12 protein-coding genes are annotated in these 15,973 nt (G+C 69.2%); 7 read left to right on the top strand and 5 right to left on the bottom strand.

Annotated features, from left to right (window positions below):
- Nucleotides 1-73: 73 nt before the first annotated feature.
- From LL962_RS02080 to LL962_RS02065, 4 genes are all read left to right on the top strand, one after another.
- Entirely contained in the window at nt 74-2,566 is a 2,493-nt protein-coding gene (locus LL962_RS02080) for a DNA topoisomerase I (RefSeq protein ID WP_228315726.1), read from the top strand.
- A gap of 8 nt (nt 2,567-2,574) precedes the next feature.
- Complete coding sequence (locus tag LL962_RS02075; RefSeq protein ID WP_228315725.1) at nt 2,575-3,138, top strand: Sua5/YciO/YrdC/YwlC family protein; 564 nt, start codon at nt 2,575-2,577, stop codon at nt 3,136-3,138.
- A 426-nt stretch (nt 3,139-3,564) separates the two neighbouring features.
- Complete coding sequence (locus LL962_RS02070) at nt 3,565-4,335, top strand: DUF4124 domain-containing protein (RefSeq protein ID WP_228315724.1); 771 nt, start codon at nt 3,565-3,567, stop codon at nt 4,333-4,335.
- Nucleotides 4,332-4,979 carry a DUF4124 domain-containing protein gene (locus tag LL962_RS02065; RefSeq protein ID WP_228315723.1) on the top strand — a complete coding sequence of 216 codons (648 nt, stop codon included), beginning with the start codon at nt 4,332-4,334 and terminating at the stop codon, nt 4,977-4,979. The genes LL962_RS02070 and LL962_RS02065 overlap by 4 nt, the downstream gene beginning before the upstream one ends.
- 262 nt (nt 4,980-5,241) lie before the next feature.
- On the opposite strand, the gene LL962_RS02060 is transcribed toward LL962_RS02065, so the two are convergent.
- The gene (locus LL962_RS02060) at nt 5,242-6,018 is read right to left on the bottom strand and encodes an SDR family oxidoreductase (RefSeq protein ID WP_228315722.1); all 777 of its coding nucleotides are present in this window, start codon (nt 6,016-6,018) and stop codon (nt 5,242-5,244) included.
- A gap of 103 nt (nt 6,019-6,121) precedes the next feature.
- Between LL962_RS02060 and LL962_RS02055 the strand changes: the two genes are divergently transcribed.
- A complete protein-coding gene (locus LL962_RS02055; RefSeq protein WP_104585387.1) occupies nt 6,122-6,337 on the top strand; it encodes a hypothetical protein in 216 nt (71 codons plus the stop codon).
- 227 nt (nt 6,338-6,564) lie between these two features.
- Here LL962_RS02055 and sppA read toward each other — a convergent pair whose 3' ends face one another.
- A complete protein-coding gene (gene sppA, locus LL962_RS02050) occupies nt 6,565-8,466 on the bottom strand; it encodes a signal peptide peptidase SppA (protein WP_228315721.1) in 1,902 nt (633 codons plus the stop codon).
- Between the two features lie 84 nt (nt 8,467-8,550).
- Nucleotides 8,551-9,927: an MATE family efflux transporter gene (locus LL962_RS02045; protein ID WP_104585391.1), complete on the bottom strand. Its 1,377-nt coding sequence runs from the start codon at nt 9,925-9,927 to the stop codon at nt 8,551-8,553.
- A gap of 220 nt (nt 9,928-10,147) precedes the next feature.
- On the opposite strand from LL962_RS02045, the gene LL962_RS02040 reads away from it, so the two are divergent.
- Nucleotides 10,148-11,359: a DUF3667 domain-containing protein gene (locus LL962_RS02040; protein ID WP_441004847.1), complete on the top strand. Its 1,212-nt coding sequence runs from the start codon at nt 10,148-10,150 to the stop codon at nt 11,357-11,359.
- A 182-nt stretch (nt 11,360-11,541) separates the two neighbouring features.
- On the opposite strand, the gene LL962_RS02035 is transcribed toward LL962_RS02040, so the two are convergent.
- On the bottom strand, nt 11,542-12,129 hold the full coding sequence (locus LL962_RS02035) for a DUF3106 domain-containing protein (protein ID WP_228315719.1): 588 nt from the start codon (nt 12,127-12,129) through the stop codon (nt 11,542-11,544).
- Nucleotides 12,116-13,141, bottom strand: coding sequence for a hypothetical protein (locus tag LL962_RS02030; RefSeq protein ID WP_104585397.1), 1,026 nt, complete (start codon nt 13,139-13,141; stop codon nt 12,116-12,118). Before LL962_RS02030 ends, LL962_RS02035 begins: the two co-directional genes overlap by 14 nt.
- A 459-nt stretch (nt 13,142-13,600) precedes the next feature.
- On the opposite strand from LL962_RS02030, the gene LL962_RS02025 reads away from it, so the two are divergent.
- Complete coding sequence (locus LL962_RS02025) at nt 13,601-15,823, top strand: primosomal protein N' (RefSeq protein ID WP_228315718.1); 2,223 nt, start codon at nt 13,601-13,603, stop codon at nt 15,821-15,823.
- Nucleotides 15,824-15,973: the final 150 nt, after the last annotated feature.

Genomic DNA, 15,973 nt, shown 5'->3' with positions numbered 1-15,973 from the left:
GATCTGCTTCCCTCGACCGGCCAATTAGGCCACGCTACCCGCCCCCCGGGCCTTGCCCCAAGAATTTGCCATCATGCCCAAGCACCTGCTCATCGTCGAATCGCCAGCCAAGGCCAAGACGATCAATAAATACCTCGGCAAGGACTTCACCGTCCTGGCCTCGTATGGGCACGTGCGCGATCTCGTTCCCAAGGAGGGCGCAGTCGATCCGGAGAACGGCTTTGCGATGCGCTACGACCTGATCGAGAAGAACGAGAAGCATGTCGAAGCCATCGCGCGTGCGGCCAAGGGCGCCGAAGACATCTTCCTGGCGACCGACCCGGACCGCGAGGGCGAGGCGATCAGCTGGCACATCGCCGAGATCCTGAAAGAACGCGGCCTGCTCAAGGACAAGCCGATGCAGCGGGTGGTGTTCACCGAAATCACCCCGCGCGCGATCAAGGAAGCCATGGCCAAGCCACGCGCGATCGCCGGCGACCTGGTGGACGCGCAACAGGCGCGCCGCGCGCTGGATTATCTGGTCGGCTTCAACCTGTCGCCGGTGCTGTGGCGCAAGGTGCAGCGCGGATTGTCGGCCGGGCGGGTGCAGTCGCCGGCGCTGCGCATGATCGTCGAGCGCGAGGAAGAGATCGAAGCCTTCGTCGCACGCGAATACTGGTCCATCGATGCGCATTGCCGACATCCTTCGCAGGCCTTCAATGCGCGCCTGATCAAGCTGGACGGCCAGAAATTCGAGCAGTTCACCGTCACCGACGGCGACACCGCCGAGGCGGCGCGGCTGCGCATCCAGCAGGCCGCGCAGGGCATGCTGCATGTCACCGATGTGGCCAGCAAGGAGCGCAAGCGTCGCCCCGCCCCGCCGTTCACCACCTCCACGCTGCAGCAGGAAGCCTCGCGCAAGCTCGGCTTCACCACCCGCAAGACCATGCAGGTGGCGCAGAAGCTGTACGAAGGCGTGGCGCTGGGCGATGAAGGCTCGGTCGGCCTGATCAGCTACATGCGTACCGACTCGGTGAACCTGTCGCAGGACGCCCTGGCCGAAATCCGCGACGTGATCGCGCGCGATTACGGCACGGCCTCGTTGCCCGACCAGCCCAACGTCTACACCACCAAATCCAAGAACGCGCAGGAAGCCCACGAAGCGGTGCGTCCGACCTCCGCGCTGCGTACGCCGGCACAGGTGGCGCGCTTCCTGTCCGAGGACGAACGCCGCCTGTACGAATTGATCTGGCGCCGCGCAGTGGCCTGCCAGATGATTCCGGCCACGCTCAACACCGTCAGCGTGGACCTGTCGGCGGGCAGCGAGCACGTCTTCCGCGCCAGCGGCACCACCGTGGTGGTGCCCGGCTTCCTGGCCGTCTACGAAGAAGGCAAGGACACCAAGAGCAGCGAGGACGAGGACGAAGGACGCAAGCTGCCGCCGATGAAGGCCGGCGACAACGTTCCGCTGGACCGCATCGTCACCGACCAGCACTTCACCCAACCGCCGCCGCGCTATACCGAAGCGGCGCTGGTCAAGGCGCTGGAGGAATACGGCATCGGCCGTCCGTCCACCTACGCCTCGATCATCCAGACCCTGCAGTTCCGCAAGTACGTCGAGATGGAGGGCCGCAGCTTCCGCCCCACCGACGTCGGCCGCGCCGTGTCCAAGTTCCTGGCCGGGCATTTCACCCGCTACGTGGATTACGACTTCACCGCCAAGCTCGAAGACGACCTGGATGCGGTCTCGCGCGGCGAGGAGGAATGGATCCCGTTGATGGAAAAGTTCTGGGGCCCGTTCAAGGAACTGGTCGAGGACAAGAAGGATTCGCTGGACAAGACCGATGCCGGCAGCGTGCGTGTGCTCGGCACCGATCCGGCCAGCGGCAAGGAAGTGAGCGCGCGCATCGGTCGCTTCGGCCCGATGGTGCAGATCGGCACCGTGGAGGACGAAGAGAAGCCCACCTTCGCCTCGTTGCGGCCGGGCCAGAGCATCTATTCGATCTCCATCGAGGATGCGCTGGAACTGTTCAAGATGCCGCGCCTGCTCGGCCAGGACAAGGAGCAGGACGTCAGCGTCGGGATCGGCCGGTTCGGCCCGTTCGCGCGCCGCGGCAGCGTGTATGCCTCGCTCAAGAAGGAAGACGACCCGTACACCATCGATCTGGCACGCGCGGTGTTCCTGATCGAAGAGAAGGAAGAGATCGCGCGCAACCGCGTCATCAAGGAATTCGACGGCAGCGACATCCAGGTGCTCAACGGCCGCTTCGGCCCGTACATCAGCGATGGCAAGCTCAATGGCAAGATCCCGAAGGATCGCGAGCCGGCGTCGTTGAGCCTTGCGGAAGTGCAGCAGCTGCTGGCCGATACCGGCAAGCCGGTGCGCAAGGGCTTCGGCGCCAAGAAGGCCGCGCTCAAGAAGACCGTGGTCAAGGATTCGGCGCCGAAGAAGACGGCCGCCAAGAAGACCGCGACCAAGACCGCTGCCACCAGGACGGTGGCGAAAAAAGCGCCGGCCAAGAAGGCCGCGGCGAAGACCGTGGCCAAGAAGGCGGCCAAGCGCGTGGTCAAGAAGAGCGCAGGCTGAGCGACCGCATGGAGCGTACGCTGAGCCCGGACAGCGCTGCCGTCGTCGTGCGCCAGGGCGGCGTGATCGCCTACCCCACCGAAGCGGTCTGGGGGCTGGGCTGCGACCCGGCTCAGGAAGCGGCGGTGTTGCGCCTGCTGGAGATCAAGCGGCGTCCGGTGGACAAGGGCGTGATCGTGGTGGCCTCCGACGTGGCGCAGCTGCGCGACTGGGTCGACCTGGACGCGCTGGAGCCGGCACGCAGACAGGCCGTGCTGGCCAGCTGGCCCGGCCCGAACACCTGGATCCTGCCGATCACCGCCCGCGCACCGCGCTGGGTGACCGGTACCCACGACGGGCTGGCGGTGCGCATCAGCGCCCACCCGATCGTGGCCGCGCTGTGTGCGGCCTGGGGGGCGCCGCTGGTGTCCACCAGCGCCAATCTTGCCGGGCAGCCGCCGGCACGCAGCCGCGATGCCCTGGACCCGGCCCTGCTGACCACCATCGACGGCGTGGTCGCCGGCGATGTCGGCGGCCTGGCCCAGCCCACCACGATCCGCGACGCGCGCAGCGGCCAGATCCTGCGCGACTGACGCCGCTCCAGCCCCATCCAGCGCCCGGCCAGGCCCGGGCAGCGCTCGTCTTGAGAGGGCCCCGCCAGGCCGCATCATGCCCGCGCTGGCGCCGCGATCCTGATCACCGCCCCTGTTCCCCGCGCTCGCCCATGCGCAGTCGCCACTGCCCCCAGGCCGGCGAGAGACTGGCGAACACGCCCGCCGCGGCACCTGGCCCGCGTCTGCGAGCGCGCGCGGCGCGGCACCCTGCGACCTTTTGAACGGAACGTTGCCCGGGCCGAACCGCCGTGGCGCCCGGCCACATCGTGCGGTCGCTCCCAGGCAACCGTCGGCATTGTCCAGGCCGGGCCACCGTTGCCGACGACGCGGCCACACCGCATCCACTGCGCCGCAACTGCGCCTGCACACTTTGCGGCGCGCCCGCCAAGCGCGCACACTCCGGCCATGCGCACTTCCCTGACTCTTCTGTTGCTGGCCTGTGCTTTGCCCGCTTCGGCAGCGAACACCGCCGCCAGGCCGGACCCGAACGTGCGGGTCTACCGCTGTGTGGGCAGCACCGGTGCGGTTGCCCTGCAGGACGCGCCGTGCAGCAGTGGCCGCCAGCAGGTGCTGGACCTGCAGCGGCCGCAGGATCCGCCGCCACGTCCGCAACGTCTCCAGGCACCGGCTCCGGTCGCCGCGCCCCCCACGCGCGAGGTCCGCATCGTCACCGTGCAACCGCCGCAGCCGATGTACGAGTGCACCACCGAAGACGGCCAGCGCTACACCAGCGACAGCCCGGAAGGAAACCCGCGCTGGGTTCCGACCTGGGGCCCTGCCTATGTGGGCCATGGCATCGCCGCGCGTCCGCCGGCCGGCATCCAGCGACCGCCGCTACCGGTCAGTCCGCGCCCGGCGGGCTCGCTGCAGGGCGGCTCCGCCCGCGGTGGTGGCCTGCGCGGCAACGTCAGCTTCGGCACGGACGCGTCTGTGGGTGGCTATCAAGGCAGTTACCAGGGCGGTTATGGCGGCACGGTCATCGTTCCCTACGGCAATGTGCAGATCCGCGACGAGTGCCATGCACTTCCCGAGCAGGAAGTGTGCGCGCGCCTGGCCGATCGTCGCTGGGAGCTGATCCGTCGCTACAACAGCGCCCTGCAGAGCGAGCGGGTGGAACTCAGCCGCGAACAGCGCGGCATCGAGGCGCGCCAGCAACGCGATTGCGGCGGCGTATGAGGCGCGTACGGCTGTTCGGCCTGCTGGTCGTGGCCTGGGTAGCGGGCAGCGCGGCGCAGGAGGTGGCCATCTATCGCTGCACCGATCCCAGCGGCGCGCTCACGGTACAGAACATGCCGTGCCCGAAGGGCATGCAGCAGCAGAAGAAGCTGATGACCGCTCCGGCGGCGGTGCCGTTTGCGCCGGGCGGATCGCCGGCCCCGGCGCCGGCGCGTCCCGCAGCTGCGGCCCCCACGCCGCCTGTCGCTCCTGCTGCGGCACCCGCCAGGCCGGTGGCAGCCCCGGCGCCGCCCCCCACCAGCACCCTGCCACCGCCACCGCTGTTCGAATGCACGGCGCACGACAACGGCCGCTACTTCACCGAAGACCGCGAACCGGCCACGCGCTGCTTGCCGATGCAGACCACCAACCTGGCCGGCGGGCCGGCAACCGGCGGCGGGACCGCCTGCGAGGTGGTCACCGACCGCTGCGCACCGGTGCCGGACCAGAGCCTGTGCGAGGCCTGGCGCAAACGCGCCGAGCAGGCCGAGTCGACCTGGCGCTTCTCCGACCAGGCCCAAGCGGCCGAGCGCAAACAGCGCTACGACCAGATGCGGCGGGTCCTGGACGAAAGCCGCTGCGCCAATCCCTCGGCCGCGCCCTGACTGACTCTGCAGGGCTGCGTGCAGGAAGGCGATCGATAGCAAGTGCGTCATGCCTGCGCGTCACCGATACCCCCATCCGCCCTTCGGGCACCTTCCCCCGCGATGCGGGGGAAGGGATGCATCCCGCGCCGACCCGGGGATCCTCCGGTTGCGCGCGTTGCGGATCAAGCGCCCTTCTGTGTTGAAGCGTCTTTTCGTTTACACACCGTTGCCACATCGGCCGCAGCCGCCTGACAGCGGCCGCAGTCGTGTGCCGATGAGGCTAAAACCCGTACCGCAGGAATCCGCCATCCACCGCGATGCATTCGCCGGTGATGTAGCTGGCGGCGGGCAGACACAGGAAACCGACCGCGGCGGCGACTTCTTCGGGTTCGCCGATCCGGCGCATCGGCGTGCGCTCGATCACCTGCTCGTAGTACTCCGGATCCGACAACGGCACAGAGGTGCGCCGCGTACGGATGTACCACGGCGCCACCGCATTGACCCGGATGCCGTCCTGCGCCCATTCCACCGCCAGGTTGCGCGTCATCTGCTGCAGCGCGGCCTTGGTCATGCCGTAGGGCGTACCGCTGCGCACGTGCGTCACGCCCGAGACGCTGCCGACATTGACGATCGCCGAGGCCGCATGTTGCGCCAGCAACGGATGCGCATAGCGTGAGAGTTCGAAGGCGGAGAACACATTGGTTTCGAAGATGCCGCGCCACTCGTCCTCGGTGTAGTCGATGGCGGCGCGGGTGATGTTGCCACCGGCATTGTTGATCAGCAGATGCAGGCCGTCGGCGTGATCTTCCACCCAGTCCAGGATCGCGCGGCGTTCCTCGTCGTCGGAGACATCGGCCGCCAGACCGTGCAACTCGCGCTCGGGAAACTCGTCGGCCAGCTCGTCGCGCGCCTGGGTCAATGCATCGGCGTCGCGTGCCACCATCAACAGATCCGCGCCGAAGCCGAGCAGTTCGCGCGCGATGGCCAGGCCGATACCGGCACTGGCACCGGTGATGAGCGCGGTCTGTCCATCCAGCCGCCAGCGGTGCATCGTCACGTAGGTGATCCTCTCAAGACACGGAAATCGGCCGGCACCACGCATTGACGCAGCGCTGCAGCAGCGGCGTTAGGATACCGCCACACCGAGCGAGATCATGACGATGAAACTGCCCTGGATGCTTGCTGCGATCGCTGCCTTGCTGCTCGCTGGGTGCCAGCGCCCGCAGCCCGCGCCAACCGATCAGAAGCCCGATCCGCAGGCCACGGCCTTGCGTGACCACATCCAGCAGCCGCTGGACAAGGCGCGCGCCGTGCAGGCCGCCAGCGACCAGGCAGCCGACGCGCAGCGCAACGCCATCGACGCCGCCACGCAGTAGCATCAAGCGTCTTCGACGTAGCGGTCCCAGCAGCTCGCGAAGCACCCAGCGCGTGTCGCGCGCGCACCCGGCTACGCGTGCAGCCAGTGACGATTCCCGGCCGAGGACGCCCGCGTCGGCGTTGCGTAGCTGGCGGCCGTGTGTAACGCCCCCTTGCAGACCCCGAGAACGACAACGCCGGCATGGCGCCGGCGTTGTCGTCGCAGCCCATTCCGGCTTCTGCCGGGTCAGAACCCGCAGAAGCAGTACGCCAGCGCCTTCACCGGCGTGCCGCCGGCCTTGCTGTCGTGGACCGCGTCTTCGACGAAGCGCAACTGGGTGTCCACTTCCGGCAGCGAGCGCGCCAGCAGTGCGCGCGCCATGCCCGAATCGCCCAGCATCCACGCGCCCATGCGGCTGCCGGCGAATCCACTCATGAACTGCGAGAATGGGGTGGCCGGCTTTTCCACGTAGCGCACCCGGAACTTGCCCTTGCCCAACTTGGCGCGGTCGGCCGCATCGGCCACCGCCTCCTGCATGCCACCGAATGCATCCACCAGGCCATGCTGCCTGGCCTGCGCACCGCTCCACACGCGACCGCGCGCGACCTTGTCGATCGCCTCCACCGATTGCTGCCGCGCCTGCGCCACCTTGCCGGTGAAATCGGCATAGCCCTTGTTGATCACCGCCTGGATCACCTGACCGGCGGCCGGGTCCAGCGGACGCGAGATGTCGAAGGCGCCGGCGAAACGGGTGGTGCCCACGCCGTCGGTGTGCACGCCGATCTTGTCCAGCGCGCGGGTCAGGTTCGGCACCATGCCGAAGATGCCGATCGACCCACTGATGGTCGACGGATCGGCGTAGATGCGATCGGCATTCATGCTGATCCAGTAGCCGCCGGAGGCAGCCAGATCGCCCATCGACACCACCACCGGCTTGCCGGCCTGCTTGAGCGCGACCACTTCGCGGCGGATCTGTTCGGAGGCGAACACTTCGCCGCCCGGCGAATCCACCCGCAGCACCACCGCCTTGACCTGGTCGTCGTCGTGCGCCTGACGCAGCAGTGCAGCGGTGGACTCGCCACCGATGCGGCCAGCCGGCTGTTCGCCGCCGCTGATTTCACCGGACGCCACCACCACGGCCACCTGCGGGCGGCTGTCCATCGGCGAGCGCTGGGCCTGCAGCAGGCCCAGATAATCGTCGAAGCCGATATTGCGGAAGCCGCTGTCGGCATCGTTATCGGCCACGCCGCGCTTGGTCAGCAAGGCATCGACCTCGCTGCGCGTCTTGAGTCCGTCGACCAGCTTCTGCTGCAGCGCGAACCGGGCCAGGTCGCCGCCAGCCGCCACCACGCCTTCGGGCAGCGTATCGATGCCGGCGCTCAGCTGCGCAGGCGTGAGCTTGCGCGCGCTGCCCACATCGGCCAGATAGCGCTGCCACACATCGTTCATCCAGAACAGGTCCGCCTCCTTGGCATCGGCCGAGGCCGCATCGAGGATGTAGGGTTCTGCCGCGGACTTGTATTCGCCCACGCGGAACAGGTGCACGTCCACGCCGAGCTTGTCCTGCAGGCCTTCGCGGAAGTACTGGCGGTAGCGGCCGAGCCCTTCCAGCAGCACGCTGCCCATCGGATCCAGGTACACCTCGTTGGCCTGCGCAGCCAGCAGGTACTGGCCCTGGCTCATGCTCTCGCTGAAGGCCACGATCTGCTTGCCGGAGGCGCGCAGCTTCTGCAATGCAGAGGCGACTTCGCGCTGCGAGGCGAACCCGGCCGGCTGCAGCTTGTCCAGGTTCAACAGCACCCGCTCGATCTTGCGATCCTTGCCCGCTGCCTCGATCACCCGCACCAGGTCGCGTAGCTGCACCTCTTCGGCGCTCTTGTCGCCCACCGCCTTGGCCAGCGAGCGACTCACCGGATCGGCGGTGAACTGTTCGACCAGGGTGCCCTCGGGATTGATGACCAGCGTGGTGCGCTCGGCCAGCGGCTGGGTCCCGTCGCCGCGCGCGATCGCCACCACGAACAGCAGCAGTAACAGGAACAGGAAACCGAAGAACACCAGGTTGAAGATCAGGCGCCGGGTGAAGTTCATCACATCCCACAGGCCGACGAAGAAGCTGGCGATGGGATTGCGACGCACGGGGTGATTCATGGAAAACTCCGTCGAAAAGACGTTGCGGATCGTGAGTGGGGCCCAGCATACCGGCTGCGCGGCACGCGCGGCATGCGCTGGAAGTCAGGGTGCCGGGCCGGCGGTCAGCTGTCGGCTGGTGTGCCGGAACCGCAGGCCCATCAGGATCGATGCCACGGTCAGCCCCAGGATCAGTCCGATCCACATGCCGCGCGGCCCCCAGCCCAGGCCCAGGCCGAGCCCGGCACCGACCGGCATGCCCACGCCCCAATACGAAATCATGGCCAGGAACATCGGCACGCGGGTGTCCTTGAGCCCACGCAGCGCACCGGCCGACAGCACCTGGATGCCATCGGGAAACTGGAAGGTGGCCGCGAACAGCAACAACGCCGAGGCCAGCCCGGCCACCGCCACATCGTCGGTGTACACGCCCACGATGGCGTCGTGCCCGAACAACAGCGTCGCGGCCGACAGCGCCTGCGTTCCCAGCACGATCGCGTAACCGGCCCAGGTGGCGCGCCGCACGCCCAGCGGATCGCCGCGGCCGACCGCGTGGCCGACGCGCACGGTGGTGGCCTCGGCCACGCCCATCGGGATCATGAAGCACAGCTGCGCCACGTTGATGGCGATCTGGTGCGCCGCCGCCTGGGTCGCACCCAAGCGGCCGATCAGCAACGCGGTGACGATGAACAGGCCGCCTTCCATCAGCACGGTGATGCCGATCGGCAGGCCGGTGCGCAGCAGATCGCCGATCGCCCGCCAGCGCGGCCCTTCCAGATGCGCGAACACGGCCAGATGCGCGAACCGCCGCGCGCGCCACAGATACAGCGCGAACACGCTGGCCTGCACCCACATGGTGATCGCCGACGCCATGCCCAGCCCTTCGGCACCGTGCTCGGCGAAGCCGAACCTGCCGTAGGTGAGCGCATATCCCAGCGGCGCCAGCACCAGCAGCCCGCCAAACCCCAGCAGCATGGTCGGCAGCGTCCAGTGCATGCCTTCGCACAGATACCGCATGCAGAAGTAGAACGTCAGTGCCGGCACGCCCCAGCGCACGGCGTGCAGGAAGTCGGTCGCGCCGGGCACGATGTCGGCCGCGATGCCGAAGGTGGGCAGCCATGGCGGCACCACGCTCAGGAACGCGAACATCAGCGCGCTGAGCGCCAGCGACAGCCACAAGGCCTGGCGGAACAACGGCCCGATCTCGCGTTCGCGCCCGGCGCCCAGCAGTTGCGAAACCGAGGCCGTCAACGAGATCAACGTGCCAATCGGCACCAGCATCGGCAGCCACAGCAGCGAGGTGCCGATGGTGACCGCCGCCAGCGTGGCGGTGCCGTGATGGCCGGCGATGACGTTGTCGACGAAACCGATCAAGCCGGTGGAGACGTGGCCGAGCACCAACGGCAAGGCTAGCAGGCCGGTGGTACGCACTTCCGAGCCGAAGCGTGGCGTCGCGGAGGCAGACGCGGGGGGGATAGACATGGGCAACCGATCGCCGCGCGGACTACGGCCGTGCCGGGAGGCGCTGGCACCGGGTCGCACGGGGCCGCTATCTTACGCGGACTTTCCGATTGCGACCTGCCGTGCGCCCGGGTGGAAACGGCGCAGGGCCGTGCGTGTGCGGGACGAGCGCAAGCAGCGGTCGGTGCCATGCCGCCGCTGGGTCCTACCGCTGTACCGTCCGCCGGCGGGATCCTTCGGGATGCCGTGCCGGCGTGCGTTCCCCATCACCGCCAACCGGATCCGATCGATGTCACTGCACCCGAACGCACCGCACCCGTCGGCTTGCGAAAACTGTTCTGCCGCGTTGCAGGGCGCCTTCTGTCATGCCTGCGGGCAGAGCGCACATAACCCGGTACGCAGCCTGGCGCATGCGATCGAAGAACTGTTCGAGTCACTTTGGCATCTGGACGGCCGGATCTTCCGCACCCTGCGCGATCTGCTGGTGCCCGGCCGCGTGGCCACGCGCTTCCTGGCCGGCCAGCGCGTGCGCTACGTCGCGCCGATGCGGCTGTTCCTGGTGCTCAGCCTGTTGACCTTCTTCATCGCGCGCATCGCGGTGCACGCCTCCGACAACGCCCCCGGTGTCGCGGCGGCAGATACCGCGCGCACTGCCGTGCCCACCGACTTCGCGCAGGCGCACACCCCGGCGCAGGTGGAAGCGGTACGCGCGCAGGTGGTCGCGGCGCTCACGCAGACCCGCAAGGTGATGCCGGCAGGACCGGCGCGCGATGGCGTGGATGCCGGCATCGCGCGTGCCGAGCGCCAGGCACGCACGCGCCTGGCGCAACTGCATCAAGGCGCACGCGTGGACAGCGCCGCCCCACCGGTGGACGCGCCCGACGATGCCACCTTCTTCTCGGTAGCAGGCAGACCGTGGGACCCGGTGAGCAATCCGCTGCTCCTGGCGGCATTGCCCTCGTTCGCCAACCGCTGGCTCAACGTGCAGCTCGATCACATCCGCACCAACCTGCCGCGCCTGCGCAGTGATCCGCAGCTGCTCTACACCGCGTTCTTCGCCGCGGTGCCATCGGCCCTGCTGGTACTGGTGCCGCTGTTCGCACTGCTGCTGCTCGGGTGCTACCTGCGTAGTGGCCGCGTCTACCTGGAACACCTGGTGGTGGCGCTCTACAGTCACGCATTCCTGTGCCTGAACCTGCTGGCGATGCTGCTGTTGTCGCTGCTCGCCGATGCGCTGGCGCAGATCGCCCCGCCGGTGGCGTGGAGCATCGGGCTGCTGCAGTTCGCGCTTGCACTGTGGATGCCGCTGTATCTGCTGTGGATGCAACGCCGCGTCTACGGGCAATCGTGGCCGCTCACCGTGCTGAAGTATCTCTGCCTGGGCGGAGTGTATTTCGCCATCGTGGCAGTGGCCGCCGTGGTGCTGGTGGTGGCCAGCCTGGCGCGTCTGTGATCGCGGCAGGCACGGCGCGGCTGCATTGCGCGGCGCGTGCGTGCGTGCGGCGACGGAAAGGCGAAGGCGACCGGCTGCAGCTGCCAGTCACCGCAGTCACCGCGCACGGCACAGCGCGATGAGCGTTGCAGGACCGCCGCGACGCGATGCGTCGCGCTTGGTGGCGGCCTGCCGACAGCCGATCAGCGCGCCAGCTGGCGCCTCAGCCAGGCGCTGCGCGTGGCCGGCGTCTGCGCCAGCAGGGCCTGTCGCAGGCCATCGCGCTGCGGCGGCGGGGTGCGCTGCGCCAGCACCGCCAGCTGCGCCAGTTGCGCGGCATCCAGGCTACGCAGCAGCGCCAGCAGGCGCTCGCGCTCGTCGGCCGGCACATAACCCACCAGCGGCTGCAGCTGCGCATAGAACGCCCCCAGCTGCGAACCGAGCCGCCAACCGTCGCGATGCAGGCGGTCCATGGCGGTGAACTGGGTGCGCAATGCGCGCTGCTGATCCTCGGGCAGGCCGTGCAGACGTTCGCGCGCCTGCCGCAGCACCACCCGGTCGGTCGCGGTCAGATCCTTCCACGCGGCATAACGGGCGCGCAGATCGGCCTGCTGGGCGGGCGTGAGCGCAGCCCAGCGCGCGCGTTGCTGCGCCGCGCTGGGGGTTGCCGGTATGGCCGCGACGGCTGCGGCCGAGGTGCCGCCTTCGTCCAGCGCGGCCGGCAGAGCCTGCGCGCCGGCACTGCCGATCGCGGCACACAGCAACAGCCCAACCCACTCAGTTCTCGTCATCGATCGTCTCCAACGGGGCCGACGGCTGCTCGGCGGCGCTGGCGTGCGCACCGGATTCGTCCGCCGGGACCGGATGCCCGGCCGCATACCAGGCGTAGAAGTCGGCCGCGCGCGCCAGTTCCAGATCCGGGTCGGCCAGCATGGCCTGATCGCGCACGTCCATTGCGGGCGCGGCGACCGGATCAGGCAGGTCGGCCGCCGGCAGTTCCTCCACCAGCACCGGCGCGGCGTCGGTCACGTGCAGCACGCCGGCAGGCGCCTGCGACACCGGCTCCGGGGGCAGCGCAGGGCGACGATGGGTCCACCACCAGCCCAGCGTCGTCAGCAGCAGCGCCATCGCCAGCACGCCCAGGGCGATGCCGGCGTCGCGGCGCCCAAGCTGCGGCCAGTGCCATTGTCGCCGACTGCGCACGCGTGCCGGACGCGCCGGGGTGGGCGCCGGCTGCGCTGGCGCGGCCGGCTGCAACGCCATCCCGGCCAGTGCCGCGTCGCGCAGCTGGCTCAAGCGCGACAACCGGGCGGCGCCCAGATCGCGCAATTCCGCCTGCGCCGCTTCGGCCAGCGCGCGCCACGCCTGTGGATCGGGATTTCCCGCCGCATCGCGCGGGCAGGCGCTGGCCAGCGACTGGCGATACGTGGCCGGGGCGACGCCCTGCACCTCGCTGGCGACCTCTTCCTCCAGCCCCGCCACGATCCGCAACAACAGCGCCAACCGGTCGGTGCTCTGCATCCGGCTCAGCGCGGTGAAGGGTGGCAACCAGGTCCCTGGCATGGGCTCGCGCCGCAGCGGCGGAGCAGTGGCCAGCAGGCTCCAGAAGCGCATCGGCCATCCCGCCATGGGCCGCCCCGCCGCCTGGCTGCTGAAGGCGCGCAATGCCGCCGCCAGGGCCCGTTCGGCCGCCTCCGCATCGCCACATTGCAGCTGCGCCAGCACCAGCCCCCGGCGTTCGACACCGCGCAGGAAGGCTGACAGCGCGGCGGGGGTCACGGAGAGATCGGGGGCAACGGTCATGGAAACTCCAGCATCGGCCGGCATGATACCGACGCGTATGGGCTCCGCGACGGCTTGACAGATCGTACGGCGATCGTTCCGCTCGCGACCGCTGTCGCTGCACGTTGTGCACAGCGGCAGACATGCCGATACGCCGCCGTCTGTCAACTGCTGATTTTTCTTTGTTGCATTCGTGTTTCACGCATAACTTATTGATCAAAATAGGATTTACCCAGATGGCGAAAAAATGTCCAAGGGGTTGGGAAGGCAAGTGAATCCGCCTTCACGGCGTGGAGCACGCGACTAATTCACAGCTTTATCCACAGGCAGTGTGGATAAAGCCGTTTCCTCAGTCCTCACATAGGTTTACGTCGTATTTATCACTTCGGTCACAGAAAGCCCTCGCAACTGATTACAGCGCGCTCACGCGCCGGATCCGGCTCGGACGGACGTGCTGGACAGGATCGGTAGACTGGGCGGATGCCATCGAACGTCCCCACCTTGCGTGTCGCCCTGCCGGTACCGCTGCCGCAACTGTTCGACTATCTGCCCCCTGCCGATGCCCCATCGACCGACCCGGCGCGGATCGGCTGCCGGGTGCGGGTGCCGTTCGGCCCACGCGAACTGATCGGCGTGGTGGTGGAGATCGGCCAGCTGCCATCGGCCGCGGGCCTGCGCCCGGCACTGGAATGGTGCGATACGCACCCACTGCTGGTGGACGAGCTCGCCCACTCCCTGCAGTGGCTGGCCCGCTACACCCATGCGCCCCTGGGCGAGGCCCAGGCCAGCGCCCTGCCCGGTCCGCTGCGACGCGGCGAGCCGCTGGCCGACACCCATGCCTGGGCCTGGCAGCTGACCGAGGCCGGGCACACCGGCGCGCGCAGCCTGCGGGCAGGCAGCCGGCCGGCCCTGCTGAGCACCCTGCTGCAAGCGGGCGCCGTGAGCGAAGACCAGTTGGAGCTGCTGCTGCCGCAGTGGCGGCAGGCTGCGCGCAGCCTGGCCAAGCGTGGCCACGCCGAACGCGTGGCCGTCGCTGCCGATGCCCTGCCGCCGCTTCCCTGCACCGGTCCGGCGCTCAACGACGAGCAGCAGGCCGCCGCTGCCGCGATTCGCGCGCGCAGCGGATTCGCCACCTATCTGCTCGATGGCGTCACCGGCAGCGGCAAGACCGAGGTCTATCTGCAGGCGATCGCCGATTGCCTGGCCGCCGGCCGCCAGGCGCTGGTGCTGGTGCCGGAGATTGGTCTGACCCCCCAGACCCTGGGCCGCTTCCGCGCACGCCTGGGCGTACCCGTGCACGCGCTGCACTCGGGCCTGTCCGACGGCGAACGCGCCCGCGTCTGGGTGGCGGCCTGGCGTGGCGAAGCCCGGTTGATCGTCGGCACCCGTTCGGCCGTCTTCACGCCACTGCCCAAGGCCGGGCTGATCGTGATCGACGAGGAACACGACGGCAGTTACAAGCAGCAGGACGGCATCCGCTACCACGCCCGCGATTTCGCCCTGGTGCGCGGCAAGGCGCTGGACGTACCGGTGATCCTGGGCAGCGCCACGCCCTCGCTGGAAAGCCTGCACAACGCCTACGCCGGCCGCTACCGCCACCTGCGCCTGTCGCGCCGGGCCGGCGAAGCACGCCCGCCGCGCGTGCGCGTGCTGGACGTGCGCAAGCGCCCGCTCAAGGACGGACTCTCGCCCGAGGTGCTGGCCGGCATCGGTGCCACCCTGGCGCGCGGCGAACAGGTGCTGGTGTTCAAGAACCGCCGCGGTTACGCGCCGGTGCTGCTGTGCCACGACTGCGGCTGGACCGCCGCCTGCCAGCGCTGCAGCACGCCGTTGCACCAGACCCCGATGACCGTGCATGCCGGCGGCCGCCGCCTGCAGTGCCATCACTGTGGTGCCCGCCAGTCCGCGCCGCTGGCCTGCCCGGCCTGCGCCAGCCTGGCGCTGCAGCCGCAAGGCATCGGCACCGAGCGCCTGGAAGAACGCTTGACCGAAGCCTTTCCGGATTGTCCGGTGGTGCGCATCGACCGCAGCACCACCCAGCGCCGCGACGCACTCGAAACCCAGCTCGCCCGGCTCGGCAGCGAGGCCGGCATCCTGGTCGGCACCCAGATCCTGGCCAAGGGCCACGACCTGCCGCGGCTGACCATGGTGGTGGTGGTCGGCATCGACGAAGGCCTGTTCTCGGCGGATTTCCGCGCCGCCGAAAAGCTCTCCCAGCAACTGATCCAGGTGGCAGGACGCGCCGGGCGCGCCGACCGCCCGGGCGAGGTCTGGCTGCAGACGCACCATCCCGAGCACCCGTTGTTGCAGACCCTGGTCAACGGCGGGTATCACGCCTTTGCCGACGCCGAACTGCAACAGCGCGAGGCGGCCGGCTTTCCGCCGTTCGCGCACCTGGCGCTGTTCCGCGCCGAGGCCAAGGACGTGGCGGCGGCCAATCAGTTCCTGCAGGCGGTGCGCGAGTTGACCACGGCAGCCACCGGCGCGCAGCCGCCGGCCGTGGCGGCAGTCGAATGCTATGGCCCGATGCCGGCACCGATGCCGCGCCGCGCTGGCTTCCAGCGCACCCAGTTGCTGCTGTCGGCGCAACAGCGCCCGGCCCTGCATCGCCTGCTGGATCTGCAGCTGCCGGCCATCTACGCGCTACCGCAGGCGCGCCGCGTGCGTTGGTCGCTGGATGTGGATCCGATCGATCTGTATTAGCCAGGGGCGTATCACGCACTCAGCCGCTGTCATTGCGTGCGGTGTTCCCGGCCGTGCAGGAGCGCCCCCGGGCGCGACGAGGCGTTGCCGCCAAAGCCTGGTCGCGTTCCTGCGGACAACGCGAACCGTCAAGCCGCGCGGCGTGCGTGG

Origin of the sequence: Xanthomonas sp. NCPPB 1067 (assembly GCF_020783795.1) — a bacterium.
Lineage (GTDB): Bacteria > Pseudomonadota > Gammaproteobacteria > Xanthomonadales > Xanthomonadaceae > Xanthomonas > Xanthomonas melonis.
Note: the sequence above shows the minus strand (reverse complement) of the source record. Positions and strands in the feature narration are given on the sequence as shown.

Excerpts from the sequence above, each read along its gene's own strand:
- LL962_RS02080 (WP_228315726.1), top strand. The coding sequence starts at position 74 with ATGCCCAAGCACCTGCTCATCGTCGAATCGCCAGCCAAGGCCAAGACG.
- LL962_RS02075 (WP_228315725.1), top strand. The coding sequence starts at position 2,575 with ATGGAGCGTACGCTGAGCCCGGACAGCGCTGCCGTCGTCGTGCGCCAG.
- LL962_RS02070 (WP_228315724.1), top strand. The coding sequence starts at position 3,565 with ATGCGCACTTCCCTGACTCTTCTGTTGCTGGCCTGTGCTTTGCCCGCT.
- LL962_RS02065 (WP_228315723.1), top strand. The coding sequence starts at position 4,332 with ATGAGGCGCGTACGGCTGTTCGGCCTGCTGGTCGTGGCCTGGGTAGCG.
- LL962_RS02055 (WP_104585387.1), top strand. The coding sequence starts at position 6,122 with ATGAAACTGCCCTGGATGCTTGCTGCGATCGCTGCCTTGCTGCTCGCT.
- sppA (WP_228315721.1), bottom strand. The coding sequence starts at position 8,466 with ATGAATCACCCCGTGCGTCGCAATCCCATCGCCAGCTTCTTCGTCGGC.
- LL962_RS02045 (WP_104585391.1), bottom strand. The coding sequence starts at position 9,927 with ATGTCTATCCCCCCCGCGTCTGCCTCCGCGACGCCACGCTTCGGCTCG.
- LL962_RS02040 (WP_441004847.1), top strand. The coding sequence starts at position 10,148 with ATGCCGTGCCGGCGTGCGTTCCCCATCACCGCCAACCGGATCCGATCG.
- LL962_RS02035 (WP_228315719.1), bottom strand. The coding sequence starts at position 12,129 with ATGACGAGAACTGAGTGGGTTGGGCTGTTGCTGTGTGCCGCGATCGGC.
- LL962_RS02030 (WP_104585397.1), bottom strand. The coding sequence starts at position 13,141 with ATGACCGTTGCCCCCGATCTCTCCGTGACCCCCGCCGCGCTGTCAGCC.
- LL962_RS02025 (WP_228315718.1), top strand. The coding sequence starts at position 13,601 with ATGCCATCGAACGTCCCCACCTTGCGTGTCGCCCTGCCGGTACCGCTG.